Origin of the sequence: Carboxylicivirga agarovorans (assembly GCF_050589845.1) — a bacterium.
In the GTDB taxonomy this organism is placed as follows: Bacteria; Bacteroidota; Bacteroidia; order Bacteroidales; family Marinilabiliaceae; genus Carboxylicivirga; species Carboxylicivirga agarovorans.
This window is the reverse complement of sequence record NZ_JBNGPA010000008.1, coordinates 14,066-29,695: the sequence shown is the minus strand read 5'-3', so window position 1 is coordinate 29,695 and position 15,630 is coordinate 14,066. Positions and strand designations below refer to the sequence as shown.

Below are 15,630 nucleotides of genomic sequence, written 5' to 3'. Positions count from 1 at the left end.
ATTTTTGTCATATCTTTTCTAAATTCGATGAGTTTTGCGATGAGAAAATTCATTTTTTAAATCAAAAGCAACGCTTATGATTCACAAGGAAAGAGTCCTGAAGGCACTGAACCACGAACAAGCGGATCGAGTGCCATTTTTCTACTGGGACGTCCCTGAGTTTGGTGCTAAGTTGATGGAGCACCTGGGATTTCAAAATCGTGATCAACTATTGGAATATCTGGATGTTGACTTTCGTTGGGTTGAGCCGGATTATGTAGGAAAAGAATTAGTGGGGGATGATGGTCTTACAAAGACCGATATATGGGGAGTTGGTTATTCAAGAGTAAACAAAGGTGACTTTTCGTTCTGGGAAGCCACCGGTTTTCCTTTGGAAGGACAAACAGACCCGGCTGTGTTGGATGATTTTAACTGGCCTACAACCGATTTGTTCGATTTTGATTCGTTGCCAAAGAAAATCGAAAAGTACAAGGATTACGCAGTGATGTCGGCTCCCGGGTATTCGTCACCGGGTTTGTTCCGCATTATTCAGCGTTTATTGGGACGTGATGCATTTATGGATGTTATTATGTATCACCCCAGATTCTTTAATGCTCTAACACAAAAAGTTAGTGAGTTCTATTTAGATTTCATATCAAAGTTTTTTGACAAGGCTAATGGAGGTGTTGATTTTATCAGGATCGCCGATGACTTTGGGTCTCAATCGGGTTTGGCAATCAGTAATGACATTTGGGAACAATATTGTAAGCCTAGCATTGAAGCTTTTGTTGAAATTCCGCGCCAGAATGGTGTGAAGTTCTATATGCATTCGTGTGGTGGAGTAAGGAAATTACTACCAGAATTTATTAGCTTGGGAGCTGATGTTCTTGATCCTATTCAAACCAGGGCCAATGGAATGGAGCCGGGTGGTTTGAAAGAGGATTTTGGCAGGTATATCACCTTTTCAGGAGCTTTAGATGAAGAGTTGTTACTGCGCAAAGGAACTGAAAAACAAGTTAAAGACGGAGTTAAGCAATTGCTTGACACCATGGCGCCGGGAGGAGGTTTTATTTTAGGTCCTTCTCACAAATTAAAGGTGGAAACACCTGTAGAAAATGTGGTGGCTATGTATGAAGCTGCCAAAGAGTGGAGATATTAATAGTATAATAATCGCATTACTGGCCTTGTTTCATGAGTGGTGAAACAAGGCTTTTTTTTACATTCTCTTAAAATTAAAGTTTTCGTCTTAGCTGCATTATTCCTATCTTTGCGCCCGCTAATTCATTATCCTTTTATGGCTGTTTGATAAACAGTTAAATCCCCAACTATAAATATTGCGAGAGCATTGTTAATTCAATGCCTGATTGTGCTGTAGTAACTTAAAATAACTATACATGACTTTTATTAAAGAACTGATTCATGGTTCAAGTGTTAAAAATGAAATTTTATCAGGTATAACGGTCGCCATCGCGCTGGTTCCTGAAGCCATCGCATTCTCGTTTATTGCAGGTGTCGATCCGCTAATCGGCTTATATGCAGCCTGTATTATGGGATTCTTTACTTCATTGTTAGGTGGTCGCCCAGGTATGATTTCAGGTGCTACAGGAGCCATAGCAGTTGTTGTTGCCGCTACTGTACAAACTTATGGTGAAGCATATTTATACCCTACGATCATATTGGGTGGGATTATGCAAATGGCTGTAGGTGCATTGCGACTGGGTAAATTTATTCGATTAGTACCCCACTCGGTGATGCTTGGGTTTGTAAATGGCCTTGCCATTGTCATCTTTATGGCTCAATTTCCAATGTTTGGTAGTGATGCTTCAGGAGTGTTTGCATATTATACAGGTACAAAACTATTTACATTGTCCGCACTGGTGGTATTAACCATTGTAATTATGGTTGTGTTACCCCGATTTACCAAAGCCATTCCATCGGCACTGGTAGCTATTTTAGTCATTGCCGGTTTGTCCTTTATGCCTGGTATTGAAACACCAACTGTCTTAAACCTTCTGAAAGGAAAATCGATGCAAGGGGGGCTGCCGTCAATATTTACGGATTATCCGGCCGACCTATTTAGCATGGCGACATTAAAAATAATCTTTCTGCCGGCGTTGAGTGTCGCTGGAGTAGGATTGATTGAAAGCCTGTTAACTCTAACGATCATTGATGAGCGCACCGACACGCGTGGTAGTGGTAACCGGGAGAGTATGGCGCAGGGTATTGCCAACTTTATTTCCGGTTTATTTGGAAGTATGGGTGGATGTGCGATGATTGGACAGAGTATGATCAACATTAATTCAGGAGCACGTGGTCGCTTGTCAGGTTTGGTTGCAGCCATCACCTTATTGATGTTTATTATGTTCTTGTCGCCTGTTATAGAACAAATACCTGTTGCTGCTCTTATTGGGGTAATGTTTATGGTGGCTTATGGTACCTTCGAATGGTCCAGTATTAAAAACTTTAAGAAAACACCGTTTGCCGATTTTCTTATTATGATCATCGTGGCTGTGGTAACAGTATTTTTCCATAACCTGGCACTGGCAGTCGCTATTGGTGTTATTCTATCTGCTTTATCATTTGCATGGGATCACGCTACAGGTATTCACGCGCGTCGTCGAACAGATGAGAATGGTATTAAACATTACGATATTCATGGTCCGTTGTTTTTTGGCTCTACGACTGCTTTTGCAGAGATATTTGATGCGAAAAATGATGAAGACAAGATTATTGTTGACTTTGAAAGCAGCCGTGTGGTTGACCAAAGTGGGATAGAGGCCATTAGAAAGCTGAATGATAAGTACCTGGAACTTGGTAAGGAAATTTCGTTCGTCAACCTCTCAAAGGGGTGCAAAGACTTGTTGGCGACAGCGAAAATTGATGTTTCAATTGACCCGGATAAGCGTAAGTTTATGGTGGTATATGATGCCTGATCTTAGTAAATAATATAAATAAAATAGCCGGTGGAATGATGCTTCACCGGCTATTTTACATTTATATCTAAAGATGACTAAGGCATTGTTATGGTCGCGGTCGTGTTGATTCCATTTGTGATAGAATAGTAACCGGTGACATATATACTTCTGATTTAAAGCTTTTGTATTCCTCGCAGGCATCGGAGTCATGTAGCACAAAAGAAGCCCATTCGTACAAGTGTTGACCAAAACCCGCAGCAATTGTCAGGCTGTCTGTGTAATGCTCTACTTTTTTCTTTCCATTCTGTGACAGGTATTGAAAACCACGCTCCATAACTCCTGTCACTTTACGACTTTCATAATCACGAATGTGCATTAACTCGTGGGCGAACAATCCAACTCTTGCTTCAGATGGTACATCTTTTAAATGAACACCCTTGAACGATTCTTTTTTGTTGACCAGGATAACGTAACGGCGATTTCTTTTACCCAGCAGTAAAGACAAGAAATGTGGACGTGCCGCCATGGTTGTTTTTAGTTTCTTGCTTTTAATCTTGATCTTACAATTATGAAGGTCTGCAAATTCCTGGTAAGGTATCATAAAATCATTCAGGTATGTGCAATTAAAAGTTGTGTCAACTTTTAAGTTTCCTATTTTATTGTAACGTTTGATTTTGGCATCAACAGCATTTTGTGCTGTAACAACAGAAGATATTACTAAACCTGTAACTAACCCAACCCAATCTTTCAACATCATATCCTACAAGTTTTTAATATGTATTTATGTAGTTTGATGCCGAAATGTTACGGAATTGATGTTAAAAAATGTGAAGTATTTTATAATGTTCAGATAGTCAGTTGCTAATGAAGTTGTGGTTGAGTGTCTAAAACTTGCTTTTCATGTCATTAAATGCCAAACGAGGTCGTGTTTGTCAAAGTAGACTTCTGGTATTTGTTCAAGAGCACCACTTAAAATTGATTGAAGCTATACCTGTTAAGACATAAAAAAACTGTCCCTGAATTTCTTCAGAGACAGCTTTATTTATCATGTATAGGTTTAGCTCATTTGCATAGAATGCAGCTTTTTGTATATGCCGTCTTTTTCAATCAGTTCATCATGGGTACCTGTTTCTACAATTTGCCCCTCATTGAATACGCATATCAGGTCAGCATTGCGAACAGTTGACAAGCGGTGGGCAATAACCAATGATGTCCGGTTTTTCATCAGGTTCTCCAAAGCATCCTGTACCAGGCGTTCTGATTCGGTGTCAAGAGCAGAAGTTGCTTCATCCAGAATCAGTATTGGAGGGTTTTTCAGAATAGCACGCGCAATACTCAAACGCTGGCGCTGACCACCTGATAACTTGCTGCCACGATCTCCGATAACCGTTTGATAGCCATCTTCTGTCGATGTGATAAAATCATGTGCATTGGCAACTTTAGCTGCATTAATAACTTCTTCTTCAGTGGCGTGCTCAACACCAAAAGTAATGTTATTGTAAATGGTATCATTAAATAGAATGGCTTCCTGATTTACATTACCCATTAGTTCACGTAAATCAAATAGCTTGAGATCTTTAATATTTGTGCCATCTATATAAATACCACCACTTTGCACATCGTAAAAGCGTGGAAGCAAGTCTACAAATGTAGTTTTTCCGCTACCAGACTGCCCAACCAATGCCACTGTTTTGCCTTGAGGTATGGTCAGACTAACGTCTTTCAGAACTTTTACATCCTCGTACGCAAAAGTAATGTTACGGTATTCCACATGGCTTTTAAACTCTTTGATTTCTTGAGATCCATCGTGCTCCTTGATGTCCAGGTCGGCTTCCAGTACTGCTTCAATACGTTCATAAGCTGCCATTCCTTTTTGAATGCTATAGGCTGCCTGCGAGAATGCCTTGGCCGGATTGATGATCTGATAGAACATACCCAGGTACGCAAAGAATGTTGACATGTCGAGGCTTTTATCCTCATTAAGGATAAGTGAACCACCATACCATAGGATGATAACAAAAACAATTGTACCGAGAAATTCACTGGTAGGATGTGCCAGGTGTCTGCGTCTTTGCAGCTTATTCATTGTTCGGCGATAGCTTTCTACCTCCTTGGTAAAGCGTCCGGCCATTCTGCTTTCTGCATTAAATGCTTTAATGATCCTTAAGCCGGAAAGGGACTCTTCAATAATGCCAAGGATCAGGCCTAATTTAGTCTGACCTTCACGTGAAGTCTTCTTAAGACTTTTACCGATGCGTCCGATAGCAAAGCCTGCAATGGGCAGAACGAGGAATACAAACAGGGTTAATTCAAGGCTCACATAAAACATTGAGATCAAAACCACAATAATGATAATTGGATTCTTCAGGAACATATCTAAAGATGACATCACAGATGTTTCAACTTCCTGAACATCGGCAGTAGAACGAGCCATCATATCGCCTTTGCGTTCATTGCTGTAGAAGCCTAATGGAAGTTCTATCATTTTGTTATAAATGGCTTTTCTGATGTCACGTGTAACGCCATTGCGGATGCCCACCGTTGTATAAGAGGCCAGATAAGAAAAACCTACTTTTAACATTGTAGTGATTATACCGAATAAACCCAGGTAAAGTAAAGTGGAGCCAGGTCCATATTTGTTTTTTACAATGGTGATGTAGTAGTTGATATTATTAAAAAGAGCATCCTTATCAAGAGACCATGCCATCAGGTTTGTTACTTCCTGATCATCCTGTAATATAACCTTAAGCATAGGGATCATTGCTAGCATTGAAAAGACAATGAACAATGCACCCAGCAGGTTAAATAAGAAACTTAATGCTAATTTGACTTTGTATGGAGGCAAATAAATGCGTAGTACTCTAAAAAAATCTTTCATTATTGATTAATTGCTTTTGATGTCATTATGACAGTTATTGGCCGTTATACACGTAAGTCAATCTTCTTGCCATAAATGCAAAACGGGCAGTAAAATTATGCTTTTACTGCCCGAATCACAAGTAATGCTAATGTTATATCTTAAAAACGCCGGTGTAAGAGTGAGGAGTCAGAGCTCTCATTTCTTCTTTTACCTCTTCCGAAACTTTTAATGTTTCAATAAAGGCAGCCATTGTTTTGGCGTTAATTTCTTCATTGGTACGTGTAAGCTCTTTTAAAGCTTCATATGGGTTAGGATAACCTTCACGACGAAGAATGGTTTGAATACCTTCAGCTACAACCGCCCAGTTATCTTCCAGGTCGCGCTTAATAGCGTTTTCATTCAATAAAAGTTTACCTAAACCTTTAGCTAATGAGCGAATAGAAATAACCGAGTGTGCAATTGGTACACCTATGTTACGTAATACAGTTGAATCGGTTAAGTCTCGCTGTAAACGTGAAACCGGTAATTTCTCAGCTAAGTGAGAGAAAATAGAATTGGCAATACCCAGGTTACCCTCAGCGTTTTCAAAGTCAATAGGGTTTACCTTGTGTGGCATTGCACTGGAGCCAACTTCACCTTTTTTAATCTTCTGCTTAAAGTACTCCATCATGATGTATGTCCAGAAGTCACGGGCCAGGTCCAACAAGATTACATTGATGCGCTTGAAGTTATCAAAACTGGCAGCCATGTTATCGTAGTTCGAAATCTGGGTTGTAACTTGCTCGCGGTCTAACTTAAGGATGTTATTAACGAAGTTGTTACCAAAATCAACCCAGTTAATTTCAGGATAAGCAGCATTGTGAGCATTGAAGTTACCTGTTGCACCACCGAACTTAGCAGAACAAGGAATGCCCTTTAATAAGGCCAGTTGTTTGTTAAGGCGCTCAACATACACTTTCATCTCTTTACCTAAACGGGTAGGAGAGGCTGGTTGTCCATGTGTTTTGGCCAACATTGGAATATCTTTCCATTCAGTAGCCAGCTGATCCAGCGTTTGAATTAATTCTTCCAATAATGGATAGTAGATATCGTGCACTGCATCACGCAATGAATAAGGAACAGCAGTATTATTAATGTCCTGAGAAGTTAAACCGAAGTGGATAAACTCTTTGTATTTCTCAAGCTTTAAATCATCAAATTTTTCTTTGATGAAGTATTCAACTGCTTTTACATCATGATTGGTTACCGATTCAATTTCTTTAATGCGGTCGGCATCTTCCAATTCAAAGTTCTTATATACTTTGCGCAAGTCTTCGTAAAGCGCTTTGTCAAAGTCGGCCAATTGAGGAAGAGGTTGCTCACATAGAGCAATAAAGTACTCTATTTCAACAAGAACACGATAGCGGATCAAAGCGTATTCAGAAAAATACAAAGCTAATCCATCTACTTTGTTTCGATATCGTCCGTCAACCGGCGATATGGCAGTCAATAATTGAATATCCATCATTTTTTCTATTTGATTTTTTGGCAGCACAAAAGTAGTAAATTTTCGGCTAAAAGCTTAGTTTTGGCCTCGTGTGATTTTAAAAAGAGAGACATTAATAATGAACTATCGACAAGGTTTTCAGTTAGGTTTGAAATCGTATTCACGGGCAACATCTTTTATGTTCCGTAATAAACTGGGCTGGTATTTTATTTTTCCCGTATTATTTAATATCCTGCTTTTTATTGGTGGGTTCTGGTCAGTAACAACACTTAGTGATGGTGTTATTACCTCCATCAATGAGTGGATGAATATTGAAGCCTGGGATTTTTGGGGCTCAGGCTTTGTAATTAGTCTGATAAAAGGATTTATCTGGATCGTGTTACGATTGTTGTTTTTCATCATTTACGCATATATAGGAGGCTATATTATACTGATAATGTTATCTCCTGTTTTTGCCTTTCTGTCTGAGAAAACCGAAGAGATTATATCGGGAACAACAATACCTTTCAATTTTCAGCAATTTATGCGTGATATCCTACGGGGAGTATTGCTGGCTATGCGTAACTTATCGGTTGAACTGTTTTTTACAGTGTTGCTATTTCTGTTAAGCTTCATACCTGTTGTTGGATATCTTACGCCTGTCGCCCTGTTTCTGGTCTCGGCTTATTTTTATGGTTTTTCATTTCTCGATTATACTTTTGAGCGCAGGCGATTTAAAATAGATGTCAGCATACGATTTATGAGGCGCAATAAAGGCCTTGCTATTGGAAACGGCTTTGTGTTCTCGCTTGTATTATTGATACCTTATATAGGAGTTATGTTAGCCGGTTTTATCTCCATTGTTTCTGTTGTTGCTGCTACGCTGGCAGCGCATGAAGTAATCGAAAATAACAAATCAATTGCCTGATAAAAATGGGCTCAAACAATGATATATTTCACCATTATTGGTGATTTTTTTATCGATTATCCTGTCTAGCTTTGTGCAGTATATTATTGCTTATCAAACACAACATAAAACAGGATGATATCTAAAAACATTGCGATTCTTGGAGGAGGCAACCTCGGCTCTTCCATCGCAAAAGGGCTTGTAAAAAGTGGCTTAATGACCGCTGATCAAATTACGATTACCAACCTTGAACTGGAATTTATTCAGCACTTAAAAGACGAGGATGGATTTAATATCACCACAGACAACGTAAGTGCTATTAATGGCGCTGAAATTGTGATCATTGCTGTAAAACCAACTGCTGCACGTGCACTGTTAAGTCAGGTGAAGGAAACATTGGTGTCTGGTGATCATGTCGTAATTTCGGTTATATCAGGAATTAAGATCAATGATCTGGAAGAATATCTGGGTGATATGCCAATTATTCGAGCAATGCCTAATACGGCTATAGCTATCCAGGAATCAATGACCGCATTATCGTTTAACGAAAAAGGCTTATCCTATAAGGAAGATGTGGTGAATATTTTTGATCAGCTTGGATCAACAATGGTCATCCCTGAAGCTCAAATGCCTGCTGCCACAGTATTGGCATCATGTGGAATTGCTTTTGCACTGCGCTTTTTACGTGCTGCTTCTCAGGGAGGCATTGAGATTGGATTCTCATCGAAATTATCGCAGGAAATTGCCGCACAGATTATGAAGGGTGCCTCAAAGTTGATCATTGAAAATAACTCTCACCCCGAACCGGAAATTGATAAGGTGACAACACCACTGGGAGTAACGATAAAATCACTTAATAAAATGGAGTATGAAGGATTTAGTTCTTCATTAATACAGGGAGTTGTTGCTGGTTATAATAAGATACTTGAAACAGAATCTTAAAAAAATAAGCCACCTCAATTCGTTTATTGAGGTGGCTTATCAAACCAAAACTTTATCAAACTATTATAAAAACTAATTACTTACTGTCTCTCTTCTTGGGCAGGCAGGTAATTTTACTTCCCTTTCACCGCCTTCGTAGCACGATTCCAGGCAATCTTTAGGGTCACAACAGGTATGACAGACACGTTTGAAGGCTGCATAGCTGTGAAGTTCAACACCTGTAGACATAAAGTCTTCTTTTACCGGCTCCTCATTCATAAGGTCAGTACTCAGATACTTCTTATTATCATCTGCAAAAACAGTAACCACTACTGCATCAGGACCCAATTCCTCCTGGATTTTAAGAGCTCCAAGGAAATTGGCGCCACTTGAAATTCCAACGCCTAAACCAAGTTCAGCACTTAATTTCTGCGCCATAATTATTGCGTCACCATCGTCAACGCTGACAATTTCATCCAATTCATCCAGTTTCACTATGGAAGGAATAAACTCATCTGAGATACCCTGGATACGGTGTTTTCCAACTTTATACCCGGTTGTCATAGTGGGTGAATTGGATGGTTCAAGGGGATGAATCTTGACACCTTCTATTTTCTCGCGGAGATATTTTCCTACGCCCATAACAGTTCCTCCGGTTCCTACACCCGCCACAAACGCATCAGGAATAAGTGAACGGAATTTTAACTGCCAGTATAATTCAGGGCCTGTTGTTGTATAATGTGCCTCGCAATTGTCGTAATTTGAAAATTGACGAGGTAAAAATGTACTGTCATTCTCTGAAGCCAACTGATTGGCCATATCTATACTTCCAAGGAAGCCGCCTTCCTCAGGTGTTACCAGGCGTATATCAGCACCAAAACTTTTAATCAGGTTCTTGCGTTCCTGACTCATCCAGTTAGGCATAAAAATGGTAACCGGATGTCCCATTGCTCTTCCTACACCAGAAAAAGCAATACCTGTATTACCACTTGTCGCTTCAATAATTCTGTCACCTTCTTTTAATTGACCTTCCTCATATGCTTTACTTAGGATATGGAAAGCCATACGGTCTTTAATACTACCCGTAAGGTTAAGAAATTCAGCTTTGGCGTAAATTTTTCTAGTTGTTCCTTTATACTCGAATTCAATAGCCAGGAGTGGGGTATTACCAACTAATGTTGACAGACCCTGGATTCGTTTGCATTGCTTTTCATTCATGGTAAATAATCTTATTAAGGATTTAGCTTATGATTTGTAACTTTACTTTAAGACACTCAATCAAACGTTTAGGGTGACAATACTACCTTAAAAAATGGATAATTGCTTATGATTTTTATCACTCACTCCAAATTAAAATATTTAAGTATTTACATATGAGCAGGTTTGCTTATTTGGGTATTTAAAAAGCCCGATTGAAAATATTTTCAATCGGGCTTTTTAATAATGTGTAATATTGATTTAATTCATCGCGTTATAACGCATTCTTTGCATTTGCCTCTTGTCAAACCAAATTTTTTCCTCGTCACTTAACTGACTTCTTATATCAAGTTTATGCTTGCTTTTTAATTTGGCAAGTTCAAGCTGTATAGCTGCTTGTTGATCAATGTTTTTGTCCACTTTCTTTAAATCAATCGTTCTGCCATAGGTTATTGTTCTGTATTGCGCTCGTAATTCATTAAGTTGATTGCTTAAAGGTTGTTCTTGTTTTAACAGTTCAAGACGTGCAGTTTTAAGTTCTTCCTTTAGTTCGTCTGATAGTATGCATTCATTATAGTTGCCTTTGCCATGGCCTCTGCCACAATGTCTTCCGTTTGCATAACCGTGTCCTTTCATTCGATTACCTCCTTTTTTACCATGCATATTTTGCTTACTGCCTTTGCTCATGCACTCAAATTTTCCTTTGCTATCTGCTCCCTGGCCTTTATGCATTCTTTTTCTGTTATTATTCGAATGCTGTTCAAAGGCTATTAGCTGTTCGTCAGTCAACTGTGATTTGATGGCTTGTTGATGTCGAACCCTTTTTTTCGCCATACTTGTTTTAACAGCATTGATATCGCTTAAAACTTTATCAAGGTTCTTCTGGTTCAGAGGTTCGGTTGTTTCAAGGGTGCGCTTTTTTGCCATAAGTTCGCCCAACTGGTTTCTATCTGCCTGAATTTCTTTCTGGAACTTCACTCTTTCCTGCTTCAGGTAGTCTTGTTGTTCTTCAGTCAGGTTGTTAATGCGGCATTCTTGTTGTTTTATATCCCTGTTCGAACGATTAGCTTGTTTCGAATTTCGTTGTGCAGATACTGTTGTGAATGTCAAGAGTACTGCAATTGCTGCGAATAAATATCTGTTTTTCATCGTGTTTAATTTTTAGTTTTATTTTACAATCGGATATAGCTATCACATTCTTAGCAAGCGCGCATTTGCTAAGTGATATAATATCAGTATTTTAAGTGCTTAGTGTTTACCTCTGTGTCCTTTATAACGTCTTTGAGGTCGTCTATCCATTATTTTGGATCGAAACATTTTGTCTAGCTGCTCCCTTTGCTCTTCTGTTTTACAAATGCTTCTTATCCTTCTGTAGTGGTAGAAGTTAGCTTCTTCTATCTGTCTTTGTTTATCGGCTATTTCTATAAATAAGGCTTTAACTTCCAGGCTGTCTGGACTGTCACTGAACGTTTCTGCTTTTAGTACTTGCCTCAGGCTGTCTGAATATTCCTGGAGGGAGTTCATTTTTTTAGAATGTTCTTTCCATAGGGCATACATCTCGTCAAATTGCTCTTCATCAATACCAGCGTTCCTGATAAAGTGTTGACGCATTCCCTGGTGACGTTCTTCCTTACTGAACTCTCTCCGTCTGTCTTCCTGATCGTCATCAAACCACCAGAAACCTAATAGTATGATATTACCAAGCAGGAACAAGGCTAAAATAATCCAGCATATTTTACAGGGTCTTTTCATACTATTTGTTTATTTGATTGTTTGCCAAAAATGTATCATCATTCTCGTAATCGAACCAGTTGGCAGAATTGCTGGTTTCATATACAGAGGTCCAGTCATTCGTGTCTGTATCATTAACACCTAATGAATTGAGTATAACAAATGCATTTGTTATAAACACAAGAATTGCACAAGCCGCGGCCAGTTGAAAACCAATTCTTAAGTACTTATTTGGTGATTTGTGTTGCTCAATGCCTGCAATTTTGGTCATAACATCATCTACAAAACCTGGTGAAGGTTTATAGTCATCAACCGATACCTGGCGAAGCATCTGGTCAACATCAATTATATGTTTTTCATTATTTTTCATAACTAACACTCACTTATATGACGATAAAAAAATAATAATCTTGCGTTAATATATCTCTTCTTTGTGCTTAATCAGCAATTCTTTTAACTTGCGTTTCGCTCTCACTAACAATGATTCAACAGATGAAACGGAGGTATCCATTATATCAGCAACCTCCTGTTGTTTCAATTCCTTGATCTGTGACAATAAAAGGGCCTCTTTTTGTCGTTCAGGCAATTGATCTATTGATCGGTACAGCAGTTTTTTCCGCTCTTCTTCTTCAAGAGAATCACTTGCCAGTTGTTTGTTTGATATATTTATTCTCTCAATTTCTGATTTTTCCATTGAGCTTACTTTACCACTTCCGCGTTTTAAACGTTTGCTTTGCCTGATGTGATCCAGCGATTTATTCACAGCTAAGCGATACAGCCAGGTTGATATGCTCGATTCATTTCTAAAGTTATTGATCGAACGATACATTTCTATAAATACCTCCTGGGCAATATCTTCAGCATCAGTTGGGTTTCCAACATACGATAAACAAATGTGTATGACTTTCTTATGGTTTAACTCAACCAATTCACGAAAGGCATTGGAATCACCTTTTACAACTCTGTCTAAAAGTAGTTTTTCGTCTGTCATTAAAATTATTCTACATACTATTGACGGCAGAAAAAAGGATTTCCTGCTATAGTGCAAAAAAAAATGATAAAAAGCTACACAAAATGCTGATATTATGCTTTTTAGTTTTTGTGAATTTTGATTATGACAGGTAAATGATCACTGATTCCACCCACATACCTTGGTCCTGTGTATGTGCGATGGGGTTTTGATCCGCTGTACGTATTATCAGTTTCAAGCAAGAAGGGGAGGCTGACAATACGGTGATCAAAGCCATATACCGGGTTGTTAAGCCAGGTTTCTGAAATGAGAATATGATCAATTAATGACCAGGTTCCTTTGTATTTATGTGAGCCCTGCACCTTATCCATTCTTATTTCCCTGGCTTTAAGTTGTGAATCTGTTTTTGACCTGGTTAGCAGGTATTGGAGCGAGGGGGAATTCATTTCCGCGTTAAAATCTCCAATGATGACCAGTTTAGCATGTTGATCAGTATGTTTGATTGAATCAATTTTTGAAGCTATTACTTTGGCAACCATTTCTCTCTTTGTCTCTGAAGCCAGCTCACCACCACGTTTGGATGGCCAGTGGTTTACAATTATATGAAGCGTATCGCCAGAGATGGCTCCTTTTACATATAAAGCGTCTCTTGTAAAGAAGTGTTCTGTTGTATCTGAAAGCAGGATTGGTGAAGACTTTATCGGGCTAAAGCCCTTTCTGTACAATAATGCCACATCAATACCACGCTTATCCATCGATTCGTAGTGAATGTATTTGTAGTTCAGATTGTATAAACCGGTGCTGTATATGAGTTTTTTGAGAATATCGTCATTTTCTACCTCACAAAGTCCAATAATGGCTGGAGGATTCCATTCGTTGACTGCCACAATTGTTCTTCCCAGGCCTTTTATCTTGTTGTAAAGTCGGTAATTATTCCAGTTTTTATTGCCATCAGGTGTAAATTCATCATCCTGTTTCTGGCTATCGTTCTCGCAATCAAAGAGATTCTCAACGTTATAGAACATGATTGCGTATTCACCTGTAATTGACTGTGCAATGGTAAATTGAGCGATAAAGAAAAGTGAAATAAGTGTGAGGAAGCTTGAAGTAATTTTACTCTTTCTCATAGCGTTCATAAGCACCCAGATCAGGACCATCGTCTTGTAAACGATTGGCACCAAGAATGTCAAGAGGGAAGGGCTCTGCTAACTTAAAATCGCCTGCATCTTTTGCTGCTGAAAGGGTGTCAAGTTGATAGTTGTAATCACTGATACTAATAAATGAAGGATCCTCGTTTTTAAGGATATCGATAAATTTTGTTTCATCAGAAATATCAAAATCATCTGAAAGCTTGATGATGGCGTGATTGAACAGGTAATTGGCATCAAGTTCAGGAGCTTCATTATTGCTGTATTTTAGATCAAATCCCAGTTCGGAATAATTGTTTCCGTAAATGATGCAATTATTAAAGGTTGCTTCTTTAAGTGGAACAATCTGTTCGTTATCATTGGCATCCACATAATAGTTGCTTAAAAATACTGCCGGATTATTTCTGAAGGTCCAATCGTAGTAATTGGCGAATGTACAATGGGTAAATTCATATGTTCCTCCTACAGTTAAAGCGGCAGAGCTGTTTCCACAATCCCCGAACACACTGTTTGATACACTCAGATTTGAAGTTTGAGCCAATAAACCAAATGTGCTTACATGTTCTATCTTGGTATTGTTTATTGAGACAGGTGAATTGCTAAGACCAACAGAGTCAGCCAAAATACCCATCATGCCATTTTTAATGATACAATTATTAAAGGTCGAAATACCTGAGCCCGGAAGGAGATGAATATAGCCCCATTGCCCGGGTTTATCTTCATACCATTCTTCCTGCCTGTGTCCTGCGAAAACAACAGGCTCTTCTGTTGTGCCATTAACATTCAGAGTGCCAAGTACAAGCATGCTTGCATCTTTGTAGAAATAGAGTTTGGCACCCGGATCAATTGTAACAGTTTCTGCAGAATCAACAACGAGATAATCATATATTAAATAGGGCTTTTCACTTGTCAGGGTCTGGGTTTTTAACCATTCTTTCTTCATCAGAACAACATCCTGCCCATAAGCAACAAGCTGAACAGTTTGTAGTTTGCTTTTGGTTCTGAAATATATGGAATCGGTCACAACGAAGGGGGTATTACTACCCACAGGATCGATGGTAACTTCAACAAAAATATAAAGGCTGTCCTTTGCCCTGATGCGAATTTCTTCTGCATAGCTTTCGGGGTAGCCATTTATATTTAGTCTGAAACCACTATCATCCCCACCGGCTAACTCAATAGATTCGATGGACATGTCTTCGTCATAAGGATTATAAACTCTGAAATTTTTAGTGGTGGAACCAATAGAAGTGAAGATAGTATCGAACATGATGGTGTCGGTCGAAAAGGATAATCCTTCTTCTCCACCACGATACACAAATTCGCGTTCACATGCTAAGAATGCTAATGTGCAGATAAATAATAATATGCAGCGCTCAATCCACTTCATTTCTCTAATTCAAATATCAACAGTTCTGCAAAATTTCAGCTGCAGATAGAGTTAGGGTTATAATATGCAAAGTAACAAAAGCTTCGTCAAAAAACAATACAAATTTTTACATTTAAGCAAATAAATTTTACAAAAATTAACGAATAC

14 protein-coding genes are annotated in these 15,630 nt (G+C 38.7%); 4 read left to right on the top strand and 10 right to left on the bottom strand.

The features are described 5' to 3' along the window. The first annotated feature begins 76 nt into the window (after window positions 1–76). Both ACRD69_RS10435 and ACRD69_RS10430 read left to right on the top strand, forming a co-directional pair. Window positions 77–1,138 carry a uroporphyrinogen decarboxylase family protein gene (locus ACRD69_RS10435; protein ID WP_430815024.1) on the top strand — a complete coding sequence of 354 codons (1,062 nt, stop codon included), beginning with the start codon at window positions 77–79 and terminating at the stop codon, window positions 1,136–1,138. A gap of 235 nt (window positions 1,139–1,373) precedes the next feature. Further along, the gene (locus tag ACRD69_RS10430; RefSeq protein WP_430815023.1) at window positions 1,374–2,912 is read left to right on the top strand and encodes a SulP family inorganic anion transporter; all 1,539 of its coding nucleotides are present in this window, start codon (window positions 1,374–1,376) and stop codon (window positions 2,910–2,912) included. 88 nt (window positions 2,913–3,000) lie between these two features. On the opposite strand, the gene ACRD69_RS10425 is transcribed toward ACRD69_RS10430, so the two are convergent. The 3 genes from ACRD69_RS10425 to purB all read right to left on the bottom strand — a co-directional run bounded on the left by ACRD69_RS10425 (window position 3,001) and on the right by purB (window position 7,261). Next, window positions 3,001–3,651, bottom strand: coding sequence for a hypothetical protein (locus ACRD69_RS10425; RefSeq protein WP_430815022.1), 651 nt, complete (start codon window positions 3,649–3,651; stop codon window positions 3,001–3,003). A 300-nt stretch (window positions 3,652–3,951) separates the two neighbouring features. Continuing rightward, on the bottom strand, window positions 3,952–5,772 hold the full coding sequence (locus ACRD69_RS10420) for an ABC transporter ATP-binding protein (RefSeq protein ID WP_430815021.1): 1,821 nt from the start codon (window positions 5,770–5,772) through the stop codon (window positions 3,952–3,954). Between the two features lie 133 nt (window positions 5,773–5,905). Next, window positions 5,906–7,261 carry an adenylosuccinate lyase gene (gene purB / locus ACRD69_RS10415; RefSeq protein ID WP_430815020.1) on the bottom strand — a complete coding sequence of 452 codons (1,356 nt, stop codon included), beginning with the start codon at window positions 7,259–7,261 and terminating at the stop codon, window positions 5,906–5,908. 97 nt (window positions 7,262–7,358) lie between these two features. Here purB and ACRD69_RS10410 point away from each other — a divergent pair, with 97 nt between their 5' ends. Both ACRD69_RS10410 and proC read left to right on the top strand, forming a co-directional pair. Next, a complete protein-coding gene (locus ACRD69_RS10410) occupies window positions 7,359–8,147 on the top strand; it encodes an EI24 domain-containing protein (protein WP_430815019.1) in 789 nt (262 codons plus the stop codon). 114 nt (window positions 8,148–8,261) lie between these two features. Continuing rightward, on the top strand, window positions 8,262–9,068 hold the full coding sequence (gene proC, locus ACRD69_RS10405) for a pyrroline-5-carboxylate reductase (protein ID WP_430815018.1): 807 nt from the start codon (window positions 8,262–8,264) through the stop codon (window positions 9,066–9,068). Window positions 9,069–9,140: 72 nt separating this feature from the next. Here the strand turns inward: proC and ACRD69_RS10400 are convergent, their stop codons facing one another. The 7 genes from ACRD69_RS10400 to ACRD69_RS10370 form a co-directional block, all read right to left on the bottom strand. Beyond that, entirely contained in the window at window positions 9,141–10,265 is a 1,125-nt protein-coding gene (locus tag ACRD69_RS10400) for a PLP-dependent cysteine synthase family protein (protein WP_430815017.1), read from the bottom strand. A 240-nt stretch (window positions 10,266–10,505) separates the two neighbouring features. Further along, window positions 10,506–11,393, bottom strand: coding sequence for a hypothetical protein (locus ACRD69_RS10395; protein ID WP_430815016.1), 888 nt, complete (start codon window positions 11,391–11,393; stop codon window positions 10,506–10,508). Between the two features lie 99 nt (window positions 11,394–11,492). Continuing rightward, on the bottom strand, window positions 11,493–11,996 hold the full coding sequence (locus ACRD69_RS10390; protein ID WP_430815015.1) for a Spy/CpxP family protein refolding chaperone: 504 nt from the start codon (window positions 11,994–11,996) through the stop codon (window positions 11,493–11,495). A 1-nt stretch (window position 11,997) separates the two neighbouring features. Further along, window positions 11,998–12,345, bottom strand: coding sequence for a hypothetical protein (locus tag ACRD69_RS10385; protein WP_430815014.1), 348 nt, complete (start codon window positions 12,343–12,345; stop codon window positions 11,998–12,000). A gap of 45 nt (window positions 12,346–12,390) precedes the next feature. Further along, a complete protein-coding gene (locus ACRD69_RS10380) occupies window positions 12,391–12,966 on the bottom strand; it encodes an RNA polymerase sigma factor (protein ID WP_430815013.1) in 576 nt (191 codons plus the stop codon). A gap of 101 nt (window positions 12,967–13,067) precedes the next feature. Next, window positions 13,068–14,072 (bottom strand): endonuclease/exonuclease/phosphatase family protein, encoded by a 1,005-nt coding sequence (locus ACRD69_RS10375; protein WP_430815012.1) that lies wholly within the window; start codon window positions 14,070–14,072, stop codon window positions 13,068–13,070. Then, a complete protein-coding gene (locus tag ACRD69_RS10370) occupies window positions 14,059–15,483 on the bottom strand; it encodes a hypothetical protein (RefSeq protein ID WP_430815011.1) in 1,425 nt (474 codons plus the stop codon). Before ACRD69_RS10370 ends, ACRD69_RS10375 begins: the two co-directional genes overlap by 14 nt. Window positions 15,484–15,630: the final 147 nt, after the last annotated feature.